Consider the following 21,598-nt stretch of genomic DNA (forward strand, 5'->3'; position numbering starts at 1 on the left):
AATTTGCTCCTTTTTCTGTAGAAAAAATTTTTTTGAATAATTTAACGGCTTTTTCAAAGGATAATTCTAGTAGAGAAATCATTGAATTGATTGAACATTCCTCATAAATCAGTTATAATTTTATTTGTGTTTAATAACGTACAAAGTTTGAAAGGAAGAATTCTATATGAAGTTAGGTATTGTAGGTTTACCCAATGTAGGCAAGAGCACTCTTTTTAACGCCATTACAAAAGCTGGTGCAGAGTCGGCAAATTATCCCTTCTGTACAATCGAACCCAATGTAGGTGTTGTATCAGTCCCTGATCATCGTTTAGACGTACTGTATCAAATGTATAATTCTGAGAAAAAAGTTCCAGCAGTTATAGAATTTTACGATATCGCTGGCTTAGTTCGCGGTGCAAGCCAAGGGGAAGGATTAGGCAATAAATTTTTATCCCATATTCGTGAAGTCGTTGCAATTGTCCATGTAGTTCGCTGCTTTGAAGACGACAACATCGTCCATGTAGAAGGAAGTGTAGGCCCTCTCAGAGATATCGAAACCATCAACTTGGAATTAATATTCTCCGATTTAGAAATGATTGAAAGACGTTTACAAAAAACAAATAAATTGGTTAAGTCTGATAAATCTTATCAACTAGAATTTGATCTTCTTCAACGGGTAAAAGATACCCTAGAGAGTGGTAAATCTATAAGGGGATTAGATTTGACAAAGGAAGAAAAGGAAATCGTAAAGGATTTTAATCTGCTTTCCTATAAGCCTATTATTTATGTAGCCAACGTATCAGAGGATGATCTTCTGGAAAACGGCGCAAACAATGAAATGGTACAACAGGTGCGAGAGCATGCTAAATCAGAAAATGCTGAAGTTGTAGTAATCTGCGCTAAAATCGAGTCTGAAATTGCAGAACTGGACGATGCGGAAAAGGTTGAGTTCCTGCAAGATTTAGGTTTAGAAGAGTCAGGCTTAGATCTTCTGATCAAAGCAGGTTATAGCCTGTTAAATCTCATGAGCTTTTTAACAGCCGGTCCAAAAGAAGTTCGGGCTTGGACCATTCGTATCGGTACGAAAGCACCTCAAGCTGCCGGAAAAATCCACTCCGATATTGAACGGGGCTTTATTCGTGCAGAAACTATTTCTTTCGATGAATTGGTAGCTGCGGGCAGTATTGCTGCAGCTAAAGAGAAAGGCTTGGTTCGCCTTGAAGGAAAGGAATATATCGTACAAGACGGCGATGTAATTTTATTCAGATTTAACGTGTAGAATAAAAGCAATGATTTTTTCGAATCATTGCTTTTTTCATAGCAAAATTATTCAGATAATTAAAGTCAGCAGTTTTCCTATCCTGTTATTGTACAGAATAAGCTTTCTTAACATATATTGTAAAGCAGATCTGTTCAACTGCAGAAAAGAACGCTGAAGTTAAAAAGTATAATCCCAACCCTATGGGTGCCTTTACAACAATAAATACACTCATGAGCAGGGCAGGAAGAATATTACCTACTGAAAGTTTCATAATCCCACTATCCCTTAGCACCCCTAATGAAACCAAAATATTGGGCAGCAATTGAATGACCGTAACGAGGATTGGTACAATATAATAAGGGTCCGGTAGAGATAGCTTTAAAATCCAGGGTAATATAATGGTCGTTCCCTCTACTGGCATCACAATAAAAAACCTATATAAAGAAATTAATATTGGAAGCTGGATAAATCCTGCAAAACCTCCAAATATATTTCCTGCATTTTTTGTATATACTTTCTGTAACTCAACTTCGAGCTTTTCTTTATTGTGCTTATATTTATTTTTAAGTGCCTCAATCTGCTTCGACATTTCCTGTTGTTTTGCAAGACTATTTTTTTGCTTTAAATTTACGGGCAAAAGGGCCAGTTTTGCGATTATGGTTAATAAAACAATGGCAAGTCCCCAATCACCGGTTACATGAAAAAGAAGGCCTAAGGCTTGATGCAATACTTCGAAAATAATATTCAAAATGATCTCCACCTTTCTATCCGATTAAAAGTGTTGTATCGTTAGAAATCATTTTGTATTTATTCGTGAATACAGAACCGCCATATGTCATATTTTTCATAGATATTAAAATCTTCAAGAACAAGCTGCCGAATATAATTGGCAACCTTTAGTTTCGTCAGCACGGTAATACCGCTTTCAAAATGCCACTTTACAGCAGTTCTAGCAATTTTAAAACTGCAATAGAGAATTGACAGAAAATAAGCAAGAACAAATATGAGCATCATAATCTCAGCAATATTCAATTTCACGGCAACCCTCACCTGCTTTCTTATCTAGATGTGTCCTTAGATTTTATATACTCATATTTTAACATAAACATTCCCTTAAACCTATTAAATTTGGTTAACTTTTTGACTCGACCACTTTGCTGTTTAAGCATTCAATTTCATTATGTAATTGACCCATGATATTGATGGAAAGGAAACTCTATATTACTTTTTGACTGAAATGCCTTTATGAAGATTGTATCTGATACTGCCATTGAAAGGCCTGACATAGGATTCTTATTGGAAAATGTATAAATGCAGCTTCAATCCACTTTGCAAAGCCCTTCTTTTTTTCGGCAGTCAGTACTGTATTGGTAAAATCCATCTCTAGAAGGCGCTCTCCTTTGGTCAAAATCATTATATTTTCTTCCTGCCTGTAATCTGTTTGATACCCTAGCAGACGAAATAAGCGGGCTGCCTTTCCATGCGCTACAGCTCTTCCTTTCATCTTCTTGCCTTCAGTGTACTTTTCCGGCAATTCAGCATCGTCTTGCAATGCCGCTTCTAAAGAAATATATTCCAGATTTCCATTTATCTGTCCATCATCAGCAATTACGGTTCCCCACCTCTCTGAAATCCGGTTAAGGTTATCAATGATTGCTTTTGCTTCTTTTTCTTCCGCTGCCTTCGGTTGTCCATTTACAATGGAGATTGGTACAATCCAGCTGTTTATCATGCCCTGTTTACTAACCTCAATATTAAAAATCATGGACCTGTTACTTAACTGGCCTTTGGAATTAAAAACAAAATTACCTAAACTATACAGTATTGGCTTGTTTTTATAGAATTCGATTCCCTGCAGCACATGGGGGTGGTGACCCATCACAACATCTCCACCACTGTCAATGATCACTTTACCCAGCTTCTCTTGATATCCCTGGGGAAATTGATCCAGTTCCTTTCCCCAATGCACCGATACAATCAGATAATCTACATGCTGCTTTGTTTGGCTGACAGTATCTTTGATTTGATTGACATAGTGATCATAAGCACTGACAATACCTGGCCGCTTATCGGTAGCATACCAGCTCATATCGTAGATAACTCTGGAAAAAGCTAAAAACCCGATCTTTTGTCCATTAACCTCCCAAATAGCCGGCGTTAATGCTTTTTGAATATTTCTGCCTCCACCTGCATACTTGATTTTACTCTTCTCCAGATTCTCAAGCGTTTCAATAAATCCTTCTTGTCCAAAATCCAAGATATGATTGTTTGCAATTGAAACACCATCTACACCTGCATTTACCAGACCCGTTAAAGTTTCTGGCTTTGACTGAAAGGTATAGCTTTTGTCAGGGCTTGCAGCGCCTTTTACGCCTACGGAGGTCTCCAAATTAAGCAGCACTAAATCGCTTTTCTCAAAATAGGGCTTTACCTCTATCCAAGGATAATCCACACCATTTCTTTCGATTTGGCTTCCAATACTTCGATCCAGCATAACATCTCCTGCAAGGGAAATCGTCACGGTTTCCTTTTTTTCTGGTATTGCATGAACATCTATGATGAGACTCGTCGTTAATATAAGGAGTGTAAGGATTATTCTTATTTTTCTTATAAACATCATCAAAACCTCATCTCAATTCTATTTTACGCTAGGGTAAATCCATTCTTTTTTGAAAAAAAGAATGGTACAGAGACCATTCTTAATAGTTTATATTTCCACTTTCTACGCCCTTAGCAATGGAAACAGAAGCACTGGTTCCCAATCGCGTTGCGCCAGCTTCAATCATTTTCAGAGCAGTTTCAATGTTTCTGATACCTCCAGAAGCTTTTACCTGAAGCCTATCTCCTACAATCTGCTTCATCAGTATAACATCTTCTACTGTAGCGCCGCCTGTAGAAAAACCCGTTGAGGTTTTCACAAAATGCGCTCCTGCAGCTTTTGACAGCTCACAGGCTTTTATTTTTTCTTCTTCTGTTAATAAGCAGGTTTCGATAATTACTTTTAAAATATTATGGGGTTTGAGTACTTCCACAATCCCCTCAATATCCTTCCGAACAAAGTCATATTCTTTGTCTTTCAAAGCGCCAATATTGATCACCATATCAATCTCATCAGCTCCATTTGCTATCGCAGTCTTTGCTTCAGATGCTTTTCCGCTGGATTCCATAGCTCCAAGAGGAAAGCCTACTACAGAAGTAATCTTTACATCACTTCCTTTTAACTGCTCTTTTACGAAAGGTACATACCATGAATTAACGCAAACAGAATAAAAACCATTTTCAACAGCTTCCTGACATACCTTTATAATGTCCTGTTTCTGTGCATCGGGTTTTAAAACTGTATGATCAATATATTTAGCAATATTCATCGATAACCCTCCAAACTATTTGATTAATTCTACAAGTTCTCCGTTCTTTAGGCCTGCAGCATTGCCTTCATCTATATCAACATGCATTTCCAATGCATATGTTGGATGAACCCTAACCAAAACATTATTGAATACTAGCCCTCGTTTTCCATCTACTTTTACGCTTACTACTTCTTTATCAACTACATTAAATTTCTCCGCGTCAGAAGTATGCATATGAATGTGTCTGGCAGCAGCTATGATTCCGCTTTCTATTGTAACTTCGCCCTTTGGCCCGACAATTTTTGCTCCCGGACTGTTCACTAAGTCGCCGGAATCTCTTACGGGCGGTGTTACACCCAAAACAAAACCATCGGTTAAAGAAATCTCAATTTGTGTACTTCCTCTTGCTGGTCCTAAAACTCTTACACCTTTTAAAGTGCCTTTCGGTCCAACAATATCAACCTTTTCATTTGCCGCATATTGTCCGGGCTGCGATAAATCTTTCATGATTGTTAACGCATAACCCTCTCCAAATAAAATGTCAATATGCTCTTTGCTCAGGTGTAAATGTCTGTTTGACAGACCCACCGGTATCATATTGTTTGGCATAAATAACCCCCCTGATTAAATTAAAGTAGTAATAATTTCCATTATGTATACACGATACGCATATATTATATCTCTATAATATTAAAAAATCAAATCTATTCCTCTAAATAAATGTAATATTTACAGCTGAGAGATTATTTTTTCAGCTTATCCGTAACTGCTTGTGTCTTCCCTGCCATGCTAGCACGCCTGTCTCTTCTGTCATCTATTTTTATAGTTGTAGATACTCTAAGTGCACCGGATTCAAAAGGTACCTCATGCATTCTCCTTATTACATCTAAAATAATATCTAAGTCCCCTTCAATAATCGTGCCCATAGCTGTCAATTCATAATTTACTCGATTCTCTGCTTGCAATATACAATGGCAAGCTGCTACATAATGACTGATGCTGGTATCGCCAGTTCCCAGTGGTACAATTGAAGTTTCCACGATAGCCATTCAATACCCCTCCTTAAAAAACGATTAGTTTTTGTCCTAATTCAAAGGCATCATCTAGCAATTGCTTCCGATCTCCAACAAATTCATTGTCAGTACGGTCTACTAATAGATTATATTTATAATTTGTATTAATTGCTCTGAAAAATAACTCCATCACTATAGTGGCACCAATAAAACCGTTCTCACTCATGGTTGAACCTGCTGTACATAAGAACAATCCGTTCCTCTTCTTATTTCTATCGATTGCAGATTTCTGTAAAACGTATTTGCTTGACCAAAAAGCCTGACACCGATCAATCATAATTTTCGTAATACTAGAAACGGAATTAAAATAAATGGGGGAACCAATCACTACGATATCTGCTTGATTAAACTTACCATAAAGCGTAGAAAGATCATCTTTGATCGCGCATATACCTGATTTGCCACAATAGTCACAGGCGTTGCATGGCTGCATTGATAATTTTCGAAGCTCAATCTTCTCCACCTCAACCTTTTGAGATGTCAATCCTTCGATTACTGCGTCCAAAAGCAAATCTGTGTTCTTTTTACTCCTGGGACTACCCATTATTGCTAACGCTTTCAATAGGTCGCCTCCTTATCTATTCAAAATTATCCTTCTATAAACTGTTCAAGATTAAACTCTTTTTCTGAATCCACTTTCCCTTTAATATTACAATAAAATGTAAGAATTGCCAATGCAAATAATAGAAGGGCCATAATATTATAGTAATTTGAATAAGGCGTAAACCGAGACCAAAGCAGTAGAAAAAAAGCTAGCACCACATATCGTGTGGCCTTTGATTTTGATAATAGCGCATCTCTATAAGCCGCCATTTTTCGTTCCCTTTTCTCAATTCTGTCAAAGATATATTTATCCATTTCTTGGTCTGTAGGAAAAAGTCCTGCTTTATCAATAATTTTAAGCAGTTTTTCTTTTTCTATTAATATAAGTTTCTGTTCAATGTTTCTCTCTATAAAATCATAACACTCTTTCGTAAAGTCTGTCGTCACAATCATAATTCCTTTTTTAAAACCTTTTTTTCTTAATCGCTCACTATAGCGCTCTAATTCTTTTAGCTGTGTATTCTCATCATAGCGATTCATTTTGAAAAGTGCAGGAAGATTTGTTTCATTGTATTTAAACAGATAATAGATTTCCTTATCCTCATTCTTTTCCTCTGTTAAGCGCTGAAATCCTACGTTTTCAAATACTTGACAAATAAATGAATGAATTTCTTCCGGTTTTTTTCCCATTAATTCTTTATATACTCTTTGACTTGCTAGATATTTACGTCTTTGGTTAATAATTTCCGTGATTTTTTTATTTCTAATACGAATATCTATAATATGAAATAAACTTGTCAACAAAATAGACAATAACACCGCTGTAAATAGCTGCTTACTCATAATCAGGAAAAACAACAGGCCTGAAAAAAAAACGATGATACGGCTTCCTATATAATCAAATATTTTACCCAAACTGCTTCTACCATCTGTTTTTCTTTCTACATAATATTTTTTTAACTTTTTATTCGTTCTGTTTTGATGAATGTGAATCTTTAATTGCTTCATAAAATATTTTGTTACTTCATTATACTTATTCATTTGACTACCTCCATCCGTTATATATTACAATTTTTTCCGATTTATATAAAATATATTCGATTGTTTGTTCATAACGTAAGGGAGATATGGCAATAATATTGACAATAAGATATATTATGGGAGGCTCACTACGTGAAAATTGCTGACTTACCTGATGATACTCGATTAGAACTCCACAATCATATGAAACGTATTATTCGTAAATATTATAAAGGCCTAAAAAATGGCTCTCTAAAATACGAATCTTTTATTGATAAAATGTTTTCGATAAAAACACAACCCCAGTGGCTCAAAAACTACCCTAATCTAGAGAAAGATTTAGATTTTCGAGACTCTTTGATTCAATATATTAAAAATATAACAAATGGATATATTCAAATGGAACAACAAAATAAACTGAATGTAAATCACAAGCATAAAGTACTCTCTGAACGACCATCCGAAAAAGCGGCCCAGAAGGATATGTTGACCTTACAAGATAGACAGGAACTCAAGAAAATTCTTCATGACAATGGATACACCCTATCGATTCCTTCAAAGTTTTTAACTGCTTCAGAAGCATCTTACCTAAAGGAATATATTCAGGAAGGAATTTCTGTACCGCTTGGTTGGGAAAAAATACTAAATTATATAAAAAAGAGCACATAGTGTGCTCTTTCTGCTATTCTGCTCCCCATTTGCCTTTTTTCATATGAATTTCTAATTCAGCAACAATCATTTTTCTTAAGAAAATGGCTTGCTCCTTCGCCTTGTTAAATATCGCTACACATCCGGGATCTAAATCATCCTCTATTCCCGCTTCAGCGATATCTTCAACTTCCTGCAGGACATTATATAATTCCATATGCAGCGTATTGGAAAACTCTGAGCGTACAACCTTTGTAGTAGCTTCTTCATTTAATTCAGCAAATTTTTCTTTTGGTGCGCCGCACTTAGGACATTTATCCGGTGCATCATCTCCAGTATGTATATAGTTACAGACCTCACATTTAAATAATTTCATACTACATCATCCTCTCTACATAAATTTACATGGTTACATCCTATAGATATCCCTTCGTAAGCTCTTTTAAACATATTTTTACCGAATGGCATCCACTCTATTTATAATCTCATCTTCTTCTAATTCATCTGCATTGAGCATAACGACATACTGATTATTTAAAAGAATTCTAGAACTAGTTATTTCTGGCGGGGTTTGATACCCAACCTGCTCAGAATAAATCATGGCATCAATAGGTTCGCTTGTCCCATTAAAATCAGTAACATAATACCCTTTATTCCTTAATTTATTTGCAATACTATCTAAACCACTTTGCACTGCCACAACCTTACCTAACATACTACGTACCTCCCCAAAATATCTTTTTTTAATATTTTTCTCAATTTTTTCTAAGATATACTTTGGGGTTGGATTTTAAAAAAAGAACCTCTTTGAAAATTACATACATTCCAAAGAAGGTTCTTCTAAATCAATGTTTTTTCTATAAAATTTTCAATTACAAATCTATCCCATGGCTCGTTCTAATTTATCAAGGTGTTGAAGAGGAAACATCCTCAACAGTTCTTTAAATTGATCAACCGTTAATCCTTGGGTTGTTGTGTATATTTGTATTTTTTCGTCCACATTTGCATTTCTAAATCGCTCTTTAATCATCTCAAAGTTTCCGTTTTGTCCCATAACCTCACTCCTATAATCATCAGTAATAGACTACATTATTAGTATAGGAAATGGATTAAAAATTTATTCTAGAATCCCCACTGTTTATTAAACAGTTTTATTTAATCGAATATAATATCAATCTATTTCTCATAGACCTCTTTTTTAAGAATAGCTATATAAGGCAAATTCCTATATTGTTCAGCATAATCAATTCCATAACCAACGATAAACTCATCAGGAATATCAAAGCCTTTATAATCTACTTTGATGTCTGCCTTTCTCCTCTCAGGTTTATCTAACAATGTACAAATTTTGAAGCTTCTAGGTTTTCTTGAAAGCAAATTATGATACAAATAATCCAGCGTTAATCCTGTATCAATAATATCTTCTATAATTAACACGTCTTTATCTTCAATACTATGGTCCAAATCTTTAATAATTTTAACAACACCAGAACTCTCTGTAGATAATCCATAACTAGAAACTGCAATAAAGTCTATAGATAGAGGAATTTGAATTTTTCTCATCAAATCACTCATAAACACATTAGCACCTTTTAAAACGCCAATCAGGAGAAGATCTTTTCCTTGATAATCTAAAGTGATTTGATCTCCTAGTTCATCTATTTTTTCTTTAATTTGATTTTCTGTAAATAATATTTCGCGAATGTTCTTTTCCAAATCCTTCACCTCTTACCGTTTATTAAAATAATTATAACATAGTTCATTTGTTTTTGTACGTTTTAAGAATCTATATCTTTTTTGTTCGTGTATTGTTTTCTGAAAAAACCATCTTTAAACAGATGGCTTTTCAAAATCCACATATTTCAATTCAGTCTCCAAATATCTTGCTAAAGCATAAATTACATCAGAGAGACGATTTACATACTTAATCAGCATTGCACTGACGGACTCTTCTCTATTTAATGTTAGGATGCGTCTCTCAGCCCTTCTGCATACAGTTCTGGCTACATGCAAGGATGCGCTAGCCTTGTTGCTTCCAGGTATAATAAACTTATCCATTTTATCAATTTTTGCGATATAAGCATCAATAATCTTCTCTAAATCTTGAATATGTTTTTCTTGAATTTGTTCAGGAAATTTTTCTCGATCCTTTGTTGCCAATTCTCCGGCCACATCAAAAAGTTCTCTTTGAATACGGTACAGTATTTCAATAATTTCTTGATCCTCAACAAAATTACGGGCTAACCCTAAACAAGAATTTAGTTCATCTATCGTACCATAGCTTTCTACCCGTAGACTATCCTTATATACCCGAGTATTATCGTAGAGACTCGTTTCACCCTTATCACCAGTTTTCGTATAAATCTTCATGTCCTTATCCTCCTCTTATTCGTCATCATCGATCCTATATTCTATGTCATGGATCATCTTATCTTTACTAAATTCTTTGCTATAAGGATTTTCTATGTAATAATCCAATTCGTCAGAAATCCTAGATAAAATATATCCGATAATTACTGCATCGTCAATAAGTCCAAAGGCTAGAAATACAGGAACAGGTATGAGATCAAAAGGATTGATGACATATGCAAGACCCATAAAAACCATTATCTTCTTCCATATGGAAATCTTTGGATCTTTGATAAATTTAGGCAAAACGCCAATTCGCTTTATAAATCTGGCAGCAGATAATAACATGCCTTTTTTATTGCGGGATTGCTTTTGTATGATCATCGCCCCCTCCCAATACACTACTTTCTATTCTAAAGGATAGTATATGTTCTTTCAACTCTTTTTATCAGCTTCCATAAAAGGGTCTATGGATTTATGTCCTGTTCTTTTTTAATGCCCATGAAAAAGGAGATGCATCTTTATTTCGATGCTTCCCCTGTTCCATGAGATTTTCCTAAATATGCTTCCTGTATAGAAGGATCTTTTGTTAGTTCCTTTGCATTGCCTTCTTTAATAATCTTTCCTTGCTCTAAAACGTAAGCTTTATCTGCAATAGATAATGCTTTATAAGCATTTTGCTCTACCAGCAAGATGGTTTTATTCATTTTTTTAATATCTTCTATGATCTCAAAAATGGTTTTTACCAAGAGTGGCGCTAATCCCAGAGAAGGTTCATCTAGCAGAATCAAGTCTGGATTACTCATTAGACCTCTACCCATCGCCAGCATCTGCTGTTCGCCGCCGCTTAAGGTTCCTGCCATTTGGTTCATTCTTTCCTCTAATCGCGGAAATAGCTGATACACATTTTTTAAATCCTGAGCAATGCCTTCCTTGTCCTTGCGAAGATACGCTCCTATGATTAAATTATCCTTTACTGTAAGGTTTGCAAAGATTAGACGTCCTTCAGGCACCTGTGATATACCTGCTTCTACTATTTTATAGGGCATAGCAGGAAGGTCTTTTCCTCTATACTTTATACTTCCTTCTTTAGGCCTGATCACACCAGATATTGCATTCAACAGCGTAGATTTTCCAGCCCCATTAGCTCCAATAATAGATACAATTTGGCCTTTCTGTACCTCAATATCAATACCTCTTAAAGCATGAATACCTCCATAATAAACATTTAGATTCTCGACCTTTAGCAATTCACTTCCTCCTCCCCAAGATACGCCTCGATTACCTTTGGATTTTCCTGTATTTCTTGGGCAGTTCCTTCTGCTAGCTTTCTACCAAAATTTAGTACTGCAATTTTATCGCATACTCCCATAATCAAATCCATATGATGTTCAATCACGACCACAGTTAATTTGAACTGTTCACGAATTTGTCGGATTAATTCCATTAGTTTTATGGTTTCATCTGGGTTCATTCCTGCAGCGGGTTCATCTAAAAGCAGAAGTTTCGGGTTCAATGCTAAAGCCCTTGCAATTTCTAACCTGCGCTGCAAACCGTAAGGCAGATTGGATGAAACGATATCCTTCCGATCTTTCAACTCCATAATTTCCATCAGTTCCTCTGCATGGTCATGAAGCATCTTCTCTTCTTTTTTGAATCTATGTGTTCGAATAACGGCATCCAGTATGTTATAATTTGCATTATAGTGGCAAGCTGTTAATATATTCTCATAAGCCGTAAGCTTTTTGAAAAGCCTTATATTCTGAAAGGTTCTTGTAATGCCCATATCTGCAATCTGATAGGGTTGAAATTGGTCTATACGTTGATCTTGGAAAATAATTTCCCCTTCTGATACTTTATAAATTCCTGTGATTAGATTAAAAATTGTTGTTTTTCCTGCTCCATTGGGCCCGATCAATCCAAATATAGAGCCTTTCTCAACCTGTATGCTTACATTGCCTACAGCCGTTAAGCCGCCAAATTGCTTTGTTACATTTTTCATCTCTAAAATATTCATGACTGATCTCCTCCTGCTGATGTTTTTTCTTTAGATTTAAGACCAATCTGAGAGAAGAATCTTTTGATATTTCTAAAAGTTAATTCATATCCACCCATTAATCCCTGTGGTCTGGTAATCATAATAAATATTACTGCAAGTCCATATACCACCAGTCTCCACTTTGCAAAGCTTCTCAACAGTTCAGGGAGTGCAGTTAGTACAATCGCTCCTAGCGCACTGCCAGAAATGCTGCCTAATCCGCCAAAAATTACCATAATCGTCAACTCTGTTGACTTTGCCATCTGAAACATCTTAGGCTGCAAGAAACCTAGATAATGGGCTAACATCCCCCCTGCAATACCAGCATACATGGCACTGATTGCTAAAGAGATCATTTTATACCGAAATACATTAATACCGATGATTTGCGAAGCCATCTCTTCTTCCCGGATGGCAATAAAATTTCTCCCATGCCTTGATCGAATTAGATTTGCCATCACAATAATCGCAATAATGTTAATTACAATTACATTGACGAGAGAAGTCTTTAAAGGTATTCCAGGCCAGCCTCGCGCCCCGCCAAAATATTGTACATTATCTAGAATCAAACGTATGGCTTCTCCTAAACCTAACGTAGCAATACAAAAGTAATCTCCTTTTAGATTTAAAGTAAGTCTTCCAATGAGTAAGCTTAGCAAGGCAGCAGCGCTCCCGCCAATCAAAAGAGCAAAAACAAAGGGTATTTTAAAATTTACAGTCATCATAGCTGTTACATATGCACCAATCGCCATAAAGCCTGCATGACCAAAGGAAAACAGTCCTGTAAAACCTGTCAGGAGTGAAAGACCTAATACTGCTAAGAGATAAATACCTGATAAGATCAAGATTCCTTGTACATAAAACCAATCCATGCTGCCACCTCCTATGCCTTATCTTCAGTCATTTTGCCCATAAGCCCCATAGGACGGACAATTAATATAAAAATTAGCAATGCAAAGGCAATCAGGTCTCTATATTGGGAAGATAGATATCCAGAGGTTAATGTTTCTATAATTCCTAATAACACCGAGCCAATCACTGCTCCTTGAAGACTTCCCAACCCGCCAAAAACAGCAGCGATAAAGGACTTTATAGTAATAAATCCAATTTGAGGATATACCGTATACTTCATACCAAAAAGTACCCCTGCAATCCCTCCTAAAAAGCCGCCTAATCCAAACACTATGAAAATGATTTTATCTGTGTTCACGCCCATTAAAGCACTGGCTCTCATGTTATAAGCTGTTGCCCGAATGGCCATTCCTATTTTTGTTTTTTCGATGATATAGACAAGCAAAGTCAAACTAATCCCTGATATAATAAACATCATCATATCCAATCGTCCAATGGACAAAGATCCAAATGTAAATGGCTGGGGCGATAAAATCCGCGGGTATGTTTTAAAAGTAGGTCCAATAGTGGCAATGACGATATTTTCTAAAAAGATAGAAGCTCCCATAGCCGATATAATAAAATATAAAAATGGAGCACTACGTTTTCTTAAAGGCCTATAAGCAATCCGCTCAATAACCAAGGCCAATGCACCTGCCCCTATGGCTGCAAGGGCAAAAGCTGGCACAAAAGGAAGCTCATAGAGTGTTAACAGAAAAAAACCAAAATATGAACCTAGCATAATTACGCCTCCATGGGCAAAATTACTGAAGTTCATAATACTATAAACAAGAGAATAGCCTACTGCCATCAATGCATAAACACTGCCGATTGACAAGCCGTTGATGATTTGTTGCATAAAAGCAGACATGAAAAGTCCTCCTTCGCTTTGCCCTTTATTATAGAAGAGAGGGAAAACCCTCTCTTTTATAATTATTTAGCAGAGTATTTTTGTTGGAAAACGTATTCCCCATCTACAATCTTTATGATCGCAGCATCCTTACCTTCTGGATTATGGGTATCTTTACTGATTGTGATTTGTCCTGTAATCCCTTTAACACTGGCTGTTTCTAAAGCGTCCCGAATCGCTACAGAGTCTAGACTATTTGCATTATTTACAGCTGCTTCAAGTAATTTAACTGCATCATATGCTAAGTAGCCGTTCAACTCTACTGGTGAGTTATACTTTGTTCTATAAGCAGCTTTAAAATCTTGCACATCCGGATCTTCAAAATCTAAGTGATTTACAAAATAGCTGCCTTCAACAGCATCTTTCGCCATTTCTAACAATACATCTGAAGGCCATCCATCGCCACCCATTAGTACTGCATCAATGCCAAGTTCTCTTGCTTGATTTGCGCTTAATGCAACTTCTTTAAAGAAATATGGCATAAAGATTACTTCTGGCTTAGCTTCCTTAATCTTACTTAGCTGAGGTCTAAAATCAACATCACCAAACTTAAATGCTTCTTTGGCAACAATTTGTCCGCCTTTCTCAACAAAGTATTTTTCGAAGAACTCTGTTAGTCCTTGAGAATAATCATCGGCTACATCGTATAAGATTGCAGCTTTCTTAAATCCGAGTACTTCTGTTGCATATCCTGCAGCAACAGCCCCTTGATATGGATCAATAAAGCATACTCTAAAGTTAAATGGCTTTACCTTATCATCTACAACGGTAACCTTTGGATTCGTAGCAACAGTAGCGATATCAGCAACCTTCATTTCTTCTAGTACTGACGAAACCGCTATCGCCTGACCACTGGCATTGGGACCGATGATCGCAACAACTTTATCCTGTGCGGTTAAGCGCTTCACTGCATTTACCGCCTCAGTAGCATCGCCTCGGGTGTCATATCCTACGACTTCAACTTTTTTGCCTAACAAACCACCCTTCTCATTGATTTCCTCGAACATCATTTTCACAGTATTTAATTCACATTGTCCCCATACAGCTTGGTCTCCAGATAAAGATCCGATCCAACCAACCTTGACAATTTCCTGGGCAGCTTCACCGCCTGCAGCTGGCGTATCTTGGGTCTTTGGTGCACAACCGCCAAGAACTAAAGCAAAGATCAAAAAAGCTGTTAAAACCAAATAACTTGTTTTCTTTTTCATCTTTCTCCCCCTTTAATTTTTTAATAAATGATATGCTTTATGGTAAAGCTTATCCTCCCCCCGTTTATTGTATTTTTCCTTCCTAGCAAATAGATGCGTAAAAAAATTAATTTTTTGTAACATTTCCATTCTTTATAACATTATAAATCTTTTTGGACATTTGTGATAGCTTATTATTAATTTGATACGTAAAAACATTTTTATATTTTCAATTTTCAATATATCTAATAGTTATAAAAAAAAGATAGAGATTAAATTCTCTATCTTTGGTTTGCAGGTTCAGCGTTTATTTTCTTACCTTTAATTCTGATTTTATTCAGTTTTTTTACTAACTTGGCGGCTTGGTTTTTGGGAACTTCAACAAAAGCATATTTATCAAATAAGTCAATGGTTCCTACTTCACGACCGGATATACCGCCTTCATTGGCAACAGCACCTAAAATGTCCGCAGCTCTTATACGATCCCTTTTTCCGATATTAATAAATATTCTAGCTTTATCAGATTCTGTAGCACCGGTATCATCAAACAAGTCTTCACTTCGATCCACTAAGCCTGTACGTTCTTTTTCCATAATAATTTTAGCTAATGCAGCAGCTACTTCGATTGAACTATATTCTTCAGCTAATGTCTCCGTTAAGGAAATATAAGGTGTTAAATGGCCTGCTTCAATCGTAGATACAATTCTCTTTTTAAACACTTCTCTCTGTCTTTCTGCTAAATCATTTACTGACGGAATTGGTTTACGGCGAATTTTTGATTTGGTAAATCTTTCTATACTTTTTAATAATCCAATTTGTCTGCCTGTAACAAAGGTATAGGTTACTCCAGCTTTGCCTGCCCTGCCTGTTCTGCCAATACGATGAACATAATATTCTAAGTCCTCTGGGATATCATAGTTGATAACAATATGAACATTGTTTACATCCAGGCCTCTAGCTGCTACATCTGTAGCTACCAAAAGGTCAACAGTTCCTTCTCTAAACTTCTTCATAACGCGATCCCGCTGACTTTGTTTTAGGTCTCCATGTAGTCCTTCTGAAAAGTATCCTCTGCTCTGTAGACTTTCTACCAGTTCATCTACACCCTTCTTTGTTCTGCAGAATATGATGGTTAAACCTTCTTTTTCCATATCCAGCAATCTAGTCAAAACCTCTAACTTTTCATGAGGTTTGACCTCATAGTAGTATTGCTCAATAAGGGGAACCGTTAAAACCTCATGGACAACCTTGATTTTTTCGGGTTTTTTCTGATAATTACGCGCTAAATTTTCAATTTCTTTTGGCATCGTTGCTGAAAATAGTAACGTTTGTCTATTTTCAGGAGTTTCCTGCAGAATTCTTTCTATGTCCTCCAAAAATCCCATATCCAACATTTGATCTGCTTCATCTAATACAACCGTATGCACATTATTCAGTTTTATCGTCTTACGGTTAATATGATCAATCATTCTACCTGGCGTACCTACTACGATTTGTACACCTGCCTTTAATGCCTTAATTTGTCGTTCTATAGGTTGACCTCCATAAATAGCCAAAGTCTTTACACCGGATAGATACTTTGAAAACTTGCTGATTTCGTCAGCTACTTGTACCGCCAGTTCCCTTGTAGGTGTAAGGATTAGGGCTTGTGGTCCCTTCACATCTAGAGAAAGTTTTTGAATGACAGGCATACTGAAGGCTGCGGTCTTCCCTGTGCCGGTTTGTGCTTGACCAATAATATCCTTTCCATCCATTACCGCAGGCATAGCAGCCTTTTGGATCGGCGTCGGTTCCTCATAGCCCAGGGCATCAATTGCCTTCAATATTTCCGGCATAAGTCCTAGTTGTTTAAAAGTAATGTTGTTCATGTTTTTATCAACTCTCCAATTCTTTATTCTCGCTGATAAACAGCTTTTTATGGTCTCATCTAATAAAAAAACAATCATCTTATATGAATTATTATTTTCAGTGAATTTCTTTTTATCCCTTTTCTATGTACAAGCCATCATAAAAACTATTTACATGTCATATATTGTATTGGTACATAAAGATAAGCAAATAAACAGGAGGCTTTAGCATGCTGCCTATTTACGCAAAAAACAAGGGAAGAAAAACCTTCCCTATTACAGAAAAAATTAATACATTTAAGCTAATGAATTTTGTGAAAGCCTTACAAGATATTACCAGATATAAGTTTCATTGTCAAGTTTATACAAAGAATATGGGTAACAGTTGGTCGTTTAGGTATACAGCTCAAAATAAGATTTTGATAACCATTAGCTTTCATGATGACGCCCAAGAGGATTGCTCATATATCTATATTCAAGATTTTAATTTTCCTAAAAGTTGTATCGAAAAACAGATGGATCAAAAAATTTTAAAATTATTTCTTCAGCATTTTCAAAATTTAGATTTTGACATGCTTCGCTTTCGTTTGCTTGGCGAGGAGACGCGCACCCTCTCTCAGCATTTTGCGTTTAGACGGACCAGTTTAGATGAAGCATATATGTCCTTAAAAACAGTTTTCATACCACTTCACACCAACAATGTTTCCTAGTACATTGCAACACCTTATCCTGCAACGTCCTGTAATGACACATATGTATCCACTCAGGACCCATAAATAACGGCCCTCCTACTCTAAGGCTCTCCATGCAGTATAAAATCCATGGTTTTTATGGAGTATTTCTTGGTTGGGCATAGGCTCACCTCTAATAATGTTTTTCACAAATATTCTTATATAATATATTTTATATGATTGAACTTTAAGCCTGCAACAAATATGTCTTATATTGTTATATTTTTTAATAATTTTATTGTAGTTTTTACCGTTTTAACTGCTGATATAATAGAAAGGGATAGTACAGCGCTTAAACGTGCCCACTATCCCTTCTACAGAATCATTATTCTCTTGGCGGAAACAAAAACCCTCTTCTCCTGCGATTAATAAAATTCTCAATTTGTTCAATTCGATCTTCCAATTCAAGTAGCTTCTCTTTTATTCCTATTAGGTTTTCTTGTTCAATAATCTCATGGTTTACTTCTACTAAGTCATTTTCTTGATTTTCAGGAATGCTCAATATCTCTTCAACCTCCTCTTCTCTTTTTTTTTTAGTTATAAGAGGCATTTCCACTGCTTTTTCAAAAGATCCAAAACCTAAAAAAGTAAAGTCAGGAAAATCCTTTCCATAGGAATAATTGAGTAGATAAGATCGATCAGAATTTCTGGGATTTAAACAATATTTATAACGTACAAAAATACCTTCCTTGGATTCTGTCCATTGATATGGAACACTCCAAGTCATACCATTGTCTTCAGAAAAACTACTGGCTACATAATCATACTCTGTCCATACAGTCCAAAGCATGTTATCAAACATGATCAATGTAGGATAAGAACAGTTTCCCGGATTCGACAATTCGTATTCTGATTTCTTAATTAATTTATTTCCTGCCATTTTATACTTTTCATATTTGACAACTAAATTCCCATCTATATATTCACTATAAACAATGTTTAATTCTTCCTCTTCCACTAATAAGATATCTATATACAATTTATCATTCAATCCATCAGTAACCTGTAATGTATCTCTCCAAAGATCCAATGTTCCATCGTATAACTTAATAAATAGTTGCTCTGCTCCATTGACCAAATTATAGTATCCTAAAATCAATCCTTGAGAGGTGCTGAGAACCTGGAGAGGATTTAATAATGTCTTAACCCGAATATCTCCCAGTTCAGCATTTCTCCAAATCTCGTCTTTCCGGTATAAGTAATAGATCCGATAAACCTTATTGCTCTCAAAAGAAGGCACGCAATAAAAAATGTAAAGTCCGTCTTTCCAGGATATTACACTTAAATTATAAATATTTATTCCCTCCGAGCTCAGTAGTACCTCTCTTTCCCATATACCTAGACGATAAATAAACAATAGCAGCTTTCCTTCCTTTTGTTGACAGGTAAGATAGATGGTATCTTTCTTATCTATTATAACGTCAAACTCCGGCATACAAGCTTCAACCAAAATTTCCTTCTCCATTTTTTTCGTATGTTTATAAAAACAGGCATAAATAATCTTTTCATTATCCCAACGAAAACTATGTATATTACCTGCTTGGTCTGTTACCAATGCGTTCTTCTGGTTTGCAAAGGACATCTCATCACCTTCCCATCAAAATTGTCTTTGTACAATCGATTTTCGGTTTAAGGAACACTTTTATATTTCTGACATATTATGATATTGCAGTAGACAAATATTTTCTTACTTCATTTTAATCCTATGAATCCCCTTCAAAAGTTATGCTATATTCGTACAAGAAGAGTAGCAGAAATTTTCAACTGGAATATACTGAAATTAGAAAGGGTAGTCTTAATATCATGAAAAGGAGGAAAATTTATGGCAAATACAAATAAATCGCCACAAGTTAGTCTTGCACTTCCCGATAGATGCTGTACTGCTGAAACTGGTTGCCACTTTGACGGATCATTGCGAAATGTCGTTTCTGAGCCAATATATGTTCAAAAAGTATACGATGCTGCATTATTTAACCTACAAGGATTAACAACGGTTACAGGCCAACCCTTTACACCGGCATTAGGTGCAGGCGCTAGAATTCTTCGGATCTTAGACATTCGATGCAGAAAATTTTTTAATCCAGCTAATATTAATGATCCTAGAAATTTGGTTGCCACTCCTACAACAACTGTAGCAGGAGCAGAATTTGTCCAGGACGGCTGCGGTAGACCCGTAACAGTCATCGGACCTGATGGGACTGCTTCAGAAAATCTATTATTTGCAGATACAGAAGAATGTGATGAATTAGGAAAAGGTACTCCTATTTTTGGTACACAGATCATTGAAATAACAGGAAATGTAATTGTTGAAATTGATGTAGTCATAGCTGATCACAAAAAGTGTGAAAAGACTGTCACATTATCTGCAAATGTACCCATTGCTAAAGAAGGAGCACCCCTTATTTTGACGAACTTTTTTGAATTATGTATACCATCTGTATTTGACACTGCTTTCTTGCCACGTTTTACTGAGTTCTGTAATATCTCTTGCGAAACAAGATTAGCTACGAATAGTATTACGAGAGACATCGTTATCGATCCAAATACTGGCGCTGTAAGAGCTAATTTAATTATTGCACTTTGCGTAACCTGTGAAAAGAAAATTGTAGTTCCTGTACAACTTTGCGTCCTTTCAACAGGATTCCCAGTATTACAAGCAGATGTATCTCCAATTTGCACAACCTTTCCACAATTATTCCCAGATCAAATAGACAAAAAACGCCGTCCATGCCCACCTAGAAAATGGAGCGAGGACGTCGTAACGGAAGCGACAGAGGCAGCAGAAGAAGCATCTATCGAGTAAATAATAAAAGAAGAGATTTCGACATTGGAAATCTCTTCTTTTATTATTTATATTTGTCCCTCATTAATTCTGAAACAAAAACAATCTTAATTCCCCTTTTTTCCAGCTCAGGGATCATTTCTTTAATCATTTTTGCTGTATTGCTGCCACCTAATGGACCTACATGACCGATTCCAATAGCATAACCCCTTTTTAATGCACTATAAGCAAGAAGATTAATTTGCCGCTTAATGGTTTCCGGTGCTTTCTCATTATCCAGAAAAACAGACATCTCAATAACAGGCACCTCATGAGCCCGGGCGACTTCTGATATAACTGATTTTGGCGTAGTTTTACTGTCGACTATATATTTATCCTTTTTTTTCAATACACTGACTACTGCGTTAACAACTCTTCTGTCACTGCTTGCCAATACGCCCATATGATTGTTTGCACCTACCGCATAAGGAACATCTTTAAAAGCATTAATGACGAAGCTCTTAATTTCGTCATCTGTTTGTGAAGTTTTTATAGCTCCAGCACTTAACCCTCTAACACTATTCTTTCGCGTCTCCATAGGGAGGTGTACAATCACCTCATATCCTTTTTTATGAGCATTTTCTGCATCTCGCTTTGAATACTTCATGAAAGGCATGATGGCAAAGGTCATAGGTCTATCAATCGTCATCATCTCTGCAGTGCCTTCGCCATTATTTCCGAAATCATCAATTAGAAATGCTACCTTTGCTCTGTATTTTTTATCCTCCTCTACGCGAAATAATCTTGCCCCTCCTTGAAGTGCTCCATATCCTTTTATTTCTTCTAATATTTCCGCTTTTTCAACCGAATCAATGATTCCACCTAATTGTACATTCAAAAGCGTAACATGGTTCAACGCTAAGTATGTAAAAACAATTAAAAGGAACCCTCCTATTCCTGTCAATAGTTTTTTAATCCTCACTATGCACACCCCTTTATAATCAGGT

Annotated in this window: 26 protein-coding genes; 4 read left to right on the forward strand and 22 right to left on the reverse strand. The window is 36.0% G+C overall.

Annotated features, from left to right (window positions below):
- Positions 1 to 166: 166 nt before the first annotated feature.
- Positions 167 to 1,261, forward strand: a complete 1,095-nt coding sequence (gene ychF, locus Gferi_RS02025; RefSeq protein WP_069974043.1) for a redox-regulated ATPase YchF — start codon at positions 167 to 169, stop codon at positions 1,259 to 1,261.
- An 85-nt stretch (positions 1,262 to 1,346) separates the two neighbouring features.
- On the opposite strand, the gene Gferi_RS02030 is transcribed toward ychF, so the two are convergent.
- The 8 genes from Gferi_RS02030 to Gferi_RS02065 all read right to left on the reverse strand — a co-directional run bounded on the left by Gferi_RS02030 (position 1,347) and on the right by Gferi_RS02065 (position 7,250).
- Positions 1,347 to 1,991, reverse strand: coding sequence for a YidC/Oxa1 family membrane protein insertase (locus Gferi_RS02030; protein WP_069974044.1), 645 nt, complete (start codon positions 1,989 to 1,991; stop codon positions 1,347 to 1,349).
- A gap of 59 nt (positions 1,992 to 2,050) precedes the next feature.
- On the reverse strand, positions 2,051 to 2,281 hold the full coding sequence (locus Gferi_RS02035; RefSeq protein ID WP_069974046.1) for a hypothetical protein: 231 nt from the start codon (positions 2,279 to 2,281) through the stop codon (positions 2,051 to 2,053).
- A gap of 205 nt (positions 2,282 to 2,486) precedes the next feature.
- Positions 2,487 to 3,863 (reverse strand): CapA family protein, encoded by a 1,377-nt coding sequence (locus tag Gferi_RS02040; protein WP_083273319.1) that lies wholly within the window; start codon positions 3,861 to 3,863, stop codon positions 2,487 to 2,489.
- Between the two features lie 79 nt (positions 3,864 to 3,942).
- Positions 3,943 to 4,611 carry a deoxyribose-phosphate aldolase gene (gene deoC, locus Gferi_RS02045; protein ID WP_069974050.1) on the reverse strand — a complete coding sequence of 223 codons (669 nt, stop codon included), beginning with the start codon at positions 4,609 to 4,611 and terminating at the stop codon, positions 3,943 to 3,945.
- Between the two features lie 15 nt (positions 4,612 to 4,626).
- The gene (gene pduL, locus Gferi_RS02050) at positions 4,627 to 5,202 is read right to left on the reverse strand and encodes a phosphate propanoyltransferase (RefSeq protein WP_069974052.1); all 576 of its coding nucleotides are present in this window, start codon (positions 5,200 to 5,202) and stop codon (positions 4,627 to 4,629) included.
- 134 nt (positions 5,203 to 5,336) lie between these two features.
- Entirely contained in the window at positions 5,337 to 5,642 is a 306-nt protein-coding gene (locus Gferi_RS02055; RefSeq protein WP_069974053.1) for an MTH1187 family thiamine-binding protein, read from the reverse strand.
- Positions 5,643 to 5,655: 13 nt separating this feature from the next.
- Positions 5,656 to 6,228: a flavodoxin family protein gene (locus Gferi_RS02060; protein ID WP_069974054.1), complete on the reverse strand. Its 573-nt coding sequence runs from the start codon at positions 6,226 to 6,228 to the stop codon at positions 5,656 to 5,658.
- 26 nt (positions 6,229 to 6,254) lie between these two features.
- The gene (locus tag Gferi_RS02065; RefSeq protein ID WP_069974056.1) at positions 6,255 to 7,250 is read right to left on the reverse strand and encodes a restriction endonuclease; all 996 of its coding nucleotides are present in this window, start codon (positions 7,248 to 7,250) and stop codon (positions 6,255 to 6,257) included.
- Between the two features lie 132 nt (positions 7,251 to 7,382).
- On the opposite strand from Gferi_RS02065, the gene Gferi_RS02070 reads away from it, so the two are divergent.
- The gene (locus Gferi_RS02070; RefSeq protein WP_069974058.1) at positions 7,383 to 7,898 is read left to right on the forward strand and encodes a hypothetical protein; all 516 of its coding nucleotides are present in this window, start codon (positions 7,383 to 7,385) and stop codon (positions 7,896 to 7,898) included.
- Positions 7,899 to 7,911: 13 nt separating this feature from the next.
- Here Gferi_RS02070 and Gferi_RS02075 read toward each other — a convergent pair whose 3' ends face one another.
- The 12 genes from Gferi_RS02075 to Gferi_RS02125 all read right to left on the reverse strand — a co-directional run bounded on the left by Gferi_RS02075 (position 7,912) and on the right by Gferi_RS02125 (position 17,120).
- Positions 7,912 to 8,253 carry a rubredoxin-like domain-containing protein gene (locus Gferi_RS02075; RefSeq protein WP_069974059.1) on the reverse strand — a complete coding sequence of 114 codons (342 nt, stop codon included), beginning with the start codon at positions 8,251 to 8,253 and terminating at the stop codon, positions 7,912 to 7,914.
- A gap of 78 nt (positions 8,254 to 8,331) precedes the next feature.
- Positions 8,332 to 8,592, reverse strand: coding sequence for a YkuS family protein (locus Gferi_RS02080; protein WP_069974060.1), 261 nt, complete (start codon positions 8,590 to 8,592; stop codon positions 8,332 to 8,334).
- A gap of 165 nt (positions 8,593 to 8,757) precedes the next feature.
- Positions 8,758 to 8,931, reverse strand: a complete 174-nt coding sequence (locus Gferi_RS28420; protein ID WP_169832953.1) for a hypothetical protein — start codon at positions 8,929 to 8,931, stop codon at positions 8,758 to 8,760.
- 122 nt (positions 8,932 to 9,053) lie between these two features.
- Entirely contained in the window at positions 9,054 to 9,593 is a 540-nt protein-coding gene (gene hpt, locus Gferi_RS02085) for a hypoxanthine phosphoribosyltransferase (protein WP_207645788.1), read from the reverse strand.
- A gap of 114 nt (positions 9,594 to 9,707) precedes the next feature.
- Positions 9,708 to 10,247 (reverse strand): cob(I)yrinic acid a,c-diamide adenosyltransferase, encoded by a 540-nt coding sequence (locus Gferi_RS02090; protein WP_069974062.1) that lies wholly within the window; start codon positions 10,245 to 10,247, stop codon positions 9,708 to 9,710.
- 15 nt (positions 10,248 to 10,262) lie between these two features.
- Entirely contained in the window at positions 10,263 to 10,610 is a 348-nt protein-coding gene (locus Gferi_RS02095; protein WP_069974063.1) for a YkvA family protein, read from the reverse strand.
- Between the two features lie 137 nt (positions 10,611 to 10,747).
- A complete protein-coding gene (locus tag Gferi_RS02100) occupies positions 10,748 to 11,476 on the reverse strand; it encodes an ABC transporter ATP-binding protein (RefSeq protein WP_069974064.1) in 729 nt (242 codons plus the stop codon).
- Complete coding sequence (locus tag Gferi_RS02105) at positions 11,470 to 12,243, reverse strand: ABC transporter ATP-binding protein (RefSeq protein ID WP_069974065.1); 774 nt, start codon at positions 12,241 to 12,243, stop codon at positions 11,470 to 11,472. The genes Gferi_RS02100 and Gferi_RS02105 overlap by 7 nt, the downstream gene beginning before the upstream one ends.
- Positions 12,240 to 13,136 carry a branched-chain amino acid ABC transporter permease gene (locus Gferi_RS02110; protein WP_069974066.1) on the reverse strand — a complete coding sequence of 299 codons (897 nt, stop codon included), beginning with the start codon at positions 13,134 to 13,136 and terminating at the stop codon, positions 12,240 to 12,242. The genes Gferi_RS02105 and Gferi_RS02110 overlap by 4 nt, the downstream gene beginning before the upstream one ends.
- 11 nt (positions 13,137 to 13,147) lie before the next feature.
- Entirely contained in the window at positions 13,148 to 14,026 is an 879-nt protein-coding gene (locus tag Gferi_RS02115; protein ID WP_069974067.1) for a branched-chain amino acid ABC transporter permease, read from the reverse strand.
- A gap of 62 nt (positions 14,027 to 14,088) precedes the next feature.
- Positions 14,089 to 15,273: an ABC transporter substrate-binding protein gene (locus tag Gferi_RS02120; protein ID WP_069974068.1), complete on the reverse strand. Its 1,185-nt coding sequence runs from the start codon at positions 15,271 to 15,273 to the stop codon at positions 14,089 to 14,091.
- Positions 15,274 to 15,533: 260 nt separating this feature from the next.
- Positions 15,534 to 17,120 carry a DEAD/DEAH box helicase gene (locus Gferi_RS02125; protein ID WP_069974069.1) on the reverse strand — a complete coding sequence of 529 codons (1,587 nt, stop codon included), beginning with the start codon at positions 17,118 to 17,120 and terminating at the stop codon, positions 15,534 to 15,536.
- A gap of 209 nt (positions 17,121 to 17,329) precedes the next feature.
- On the opposite strand from Gferi_RS02125, the gene Gferi_RS02130 reads away from it, so the two are divergent.
- On the forward strand, positions 17,330 to 17,809 hold the full coding sequence (locus Gferi_RS02130; RefSeq protein WP_069974070.1) for a hypothetical protein: 480 nt from the start codon (positions 17,330 to 17,332) through the stop codon (positions 17,807 to 17,809).
- A 346-nt stretch (positions 17,810 to 18,155) separates the two neighbouring features.
- On the opposite strand, the gene Gferi_RS02135 is transcribed toward Gferi_RS02130, so the two are convergent.
- Complete coding sequence (locus Gferi_RS02135) at positions 18,156 to 19,412, reverse strand: hypothetical protein (RefSeq protein WP_069974071.1); 1,257 nt, start codon at positions 19,410 to 19,412, stop codon at positions 18,156 to 18,158.
- Between the two features lie 240 nt (positions 19,413 to 19,652).
- Here Gferi_RS02135 and Gferi_RS02140 point away from each other — a divergent pair, with 240 nt between their 5' ends.
- Complete coding sequence (locus Gferi_RS02140; protein WP_069974072.1) at positions 19,653 to 20,633, forward strand: hypothetical protein; 981 nt, start codon at positions 19,653 to 19,655, stop codon at positions 20,631 to 20,633.
- A gap of 43 nt (positions 20,634 to 20,676) precedes the next feature.
- On the opposite strand, the gene Gferi_RS02145 is transcribed toward Gferi_RS02140, so the two are convergent.
- Entirely contained in the window at positions 20,677 to 21,573 is an 897-nt protein-coding gene (locus Gferi_RS02145; protein WP_069974073.1) for a divergent polysaccharide deacetylase family protein, read from the reverse strand.
- Positions 21,574 to 21,598: the final 25 nt, after the last annotated feature.

The sequence above is a fragment of the Geosporobacter ferrireducens genome (genome assembly GCF_001750685.1).
In the GTDB taxonomy this organism is placed as follows: Bacteria; Bacillota; Clostridia; order Peptostreptococcales; family Thermotaleaceae; genus Geosporobacter; species Geosporobacter ferrireducens.

Bases quoted from the DNA above. Each gene is read 5' to 3' on its own strand.
- Gferi_RS02105 (WP_069974065.1), bottom strand. From the start codon at position 12,243: ATGAATATTTTAGAGATGAAAAATGTAACAAAGCAATTTGGCGGCTTA.
- Gferi_RS28420 (WP_169832953.1), bottom strand. From the start codon at position 8,931: ATGGGACAAAACGGAAACTTTGAGATGATTAAAGAGCGATTTAGAAAT.
- Gferi_RS02115 (WP_069974067.1), bottom strand. From the start codon at position 14,026: ATGTCTGCTTTTATGCAACAAATCATCAACGGCTTGTCAATCGGCAGT.
- Gferi_RS02065 (WP_069974056.1), bottom strand. From the start codon at position 7,250: ATGAATAAGTATAATGAAGTAACAAAATATTTTATGAAGCAATTAAAG.
- Gferi_RS02125 (WP_069974069.1), bottom strand. From the start codon at position 17,120: ATGAACAACATTACTTTTAAACAACTAGGACTTATGCCGGAAATATTG.
- Gferi_RS02135 (WP_069974071.1), bottom strand. From the start codon at position 19,412: ATGTCCTTTGCAAACCAGAAGAACGCATTGGTAACAGACCAAGCAGGT.
- Gferi_RS02055 (WP_069974053.1), bottom strand. From the start codon at position 5,642: ATGGCTATCGTGGAAACTTCAATTGTACCACTGGGAACTGGCGATACC.
- Gferi_RS02110 (WP_069974066.1), bottom strand. From the start codon at position 13,136: ATGGATTGGTTTTATGTACAAGGAATCTTGATCTTATCAGGTATTTAT.
- Gferi_RS02075 (WP_069974059.1), bottom strand. From the start codon at position 8,253: ATGAAATTATTTAAATGTGAGGTCTGTAACTATATACATACTGGAGAT.
- Gferi_RS02120 (WP_069974068.1), bottom strand. From the start codon at position 15,273: ATGAAAAAGAAAACAAGTTATTTGGTTTTAACAGCTTTTTTGATCTTT.
- Gferi_RS02080 (WP_069974060.1), bottom strand. From the start codon at position 8,592: ATGTTAGGTAAGGTTGTGGCAGTGCAAAGTGGTTTAGATAGTATTGCA.
- pduL (WP_069974052.1), bottom strand. From the start codon at position 5,202: ATGCCAAACAATATGATACCGGTGGGTCTGTCAAACAGACATTTACAC.
- Gferi_RS02040 (WP_083273319.1), bottom strand. From the start codon at position 3,863: ATGATGTTTATAAGAAAAATAAGAATAATCCTTACACTCCTTATATTA.
- ychF (WP_069974043.1), top strand. From the start codon at position 167: ATGAAGTTAGGTATTGTAGGTTTACCCAATGTAGGCAAGAGCACTCTT.
- deoC (WP_069974050.1), bottom strand. From the start codon at position 4,611: ATGAATATTGCTAAATATATTGATCATACAGTTTTAAAACCCGATGCA.
- Gferi_RS02095 (WP_069974063.1), bottom strand. From the start codon at position 10,610: ATGATCATACAAAAGCAATCCCGCAATAAAAAAGGCATGTTATTATCT.
- Gferi_RS02130 (WP_069974070.1), top strand. From the start codon at position 17,330: ATGCTGCCTATTTACGCAAAAAACAAGGGAAGAAAAACCTTCCCTATT.
- Gferi_RS02090 (WP_069974062.1), bottom strand. From the start codon at position 10,247: ATGAAGATTTATACGAAAACTGGTGATAAGGGTGAAACGAGTCTCTAC.
- Gferi_RS02140 (WP_069974072.1), top strand. From the start codon at position 19,653: ATGGCAAATACAAATAAATCGCCACAAGTTAGTCTTGCACTTCCCGAT.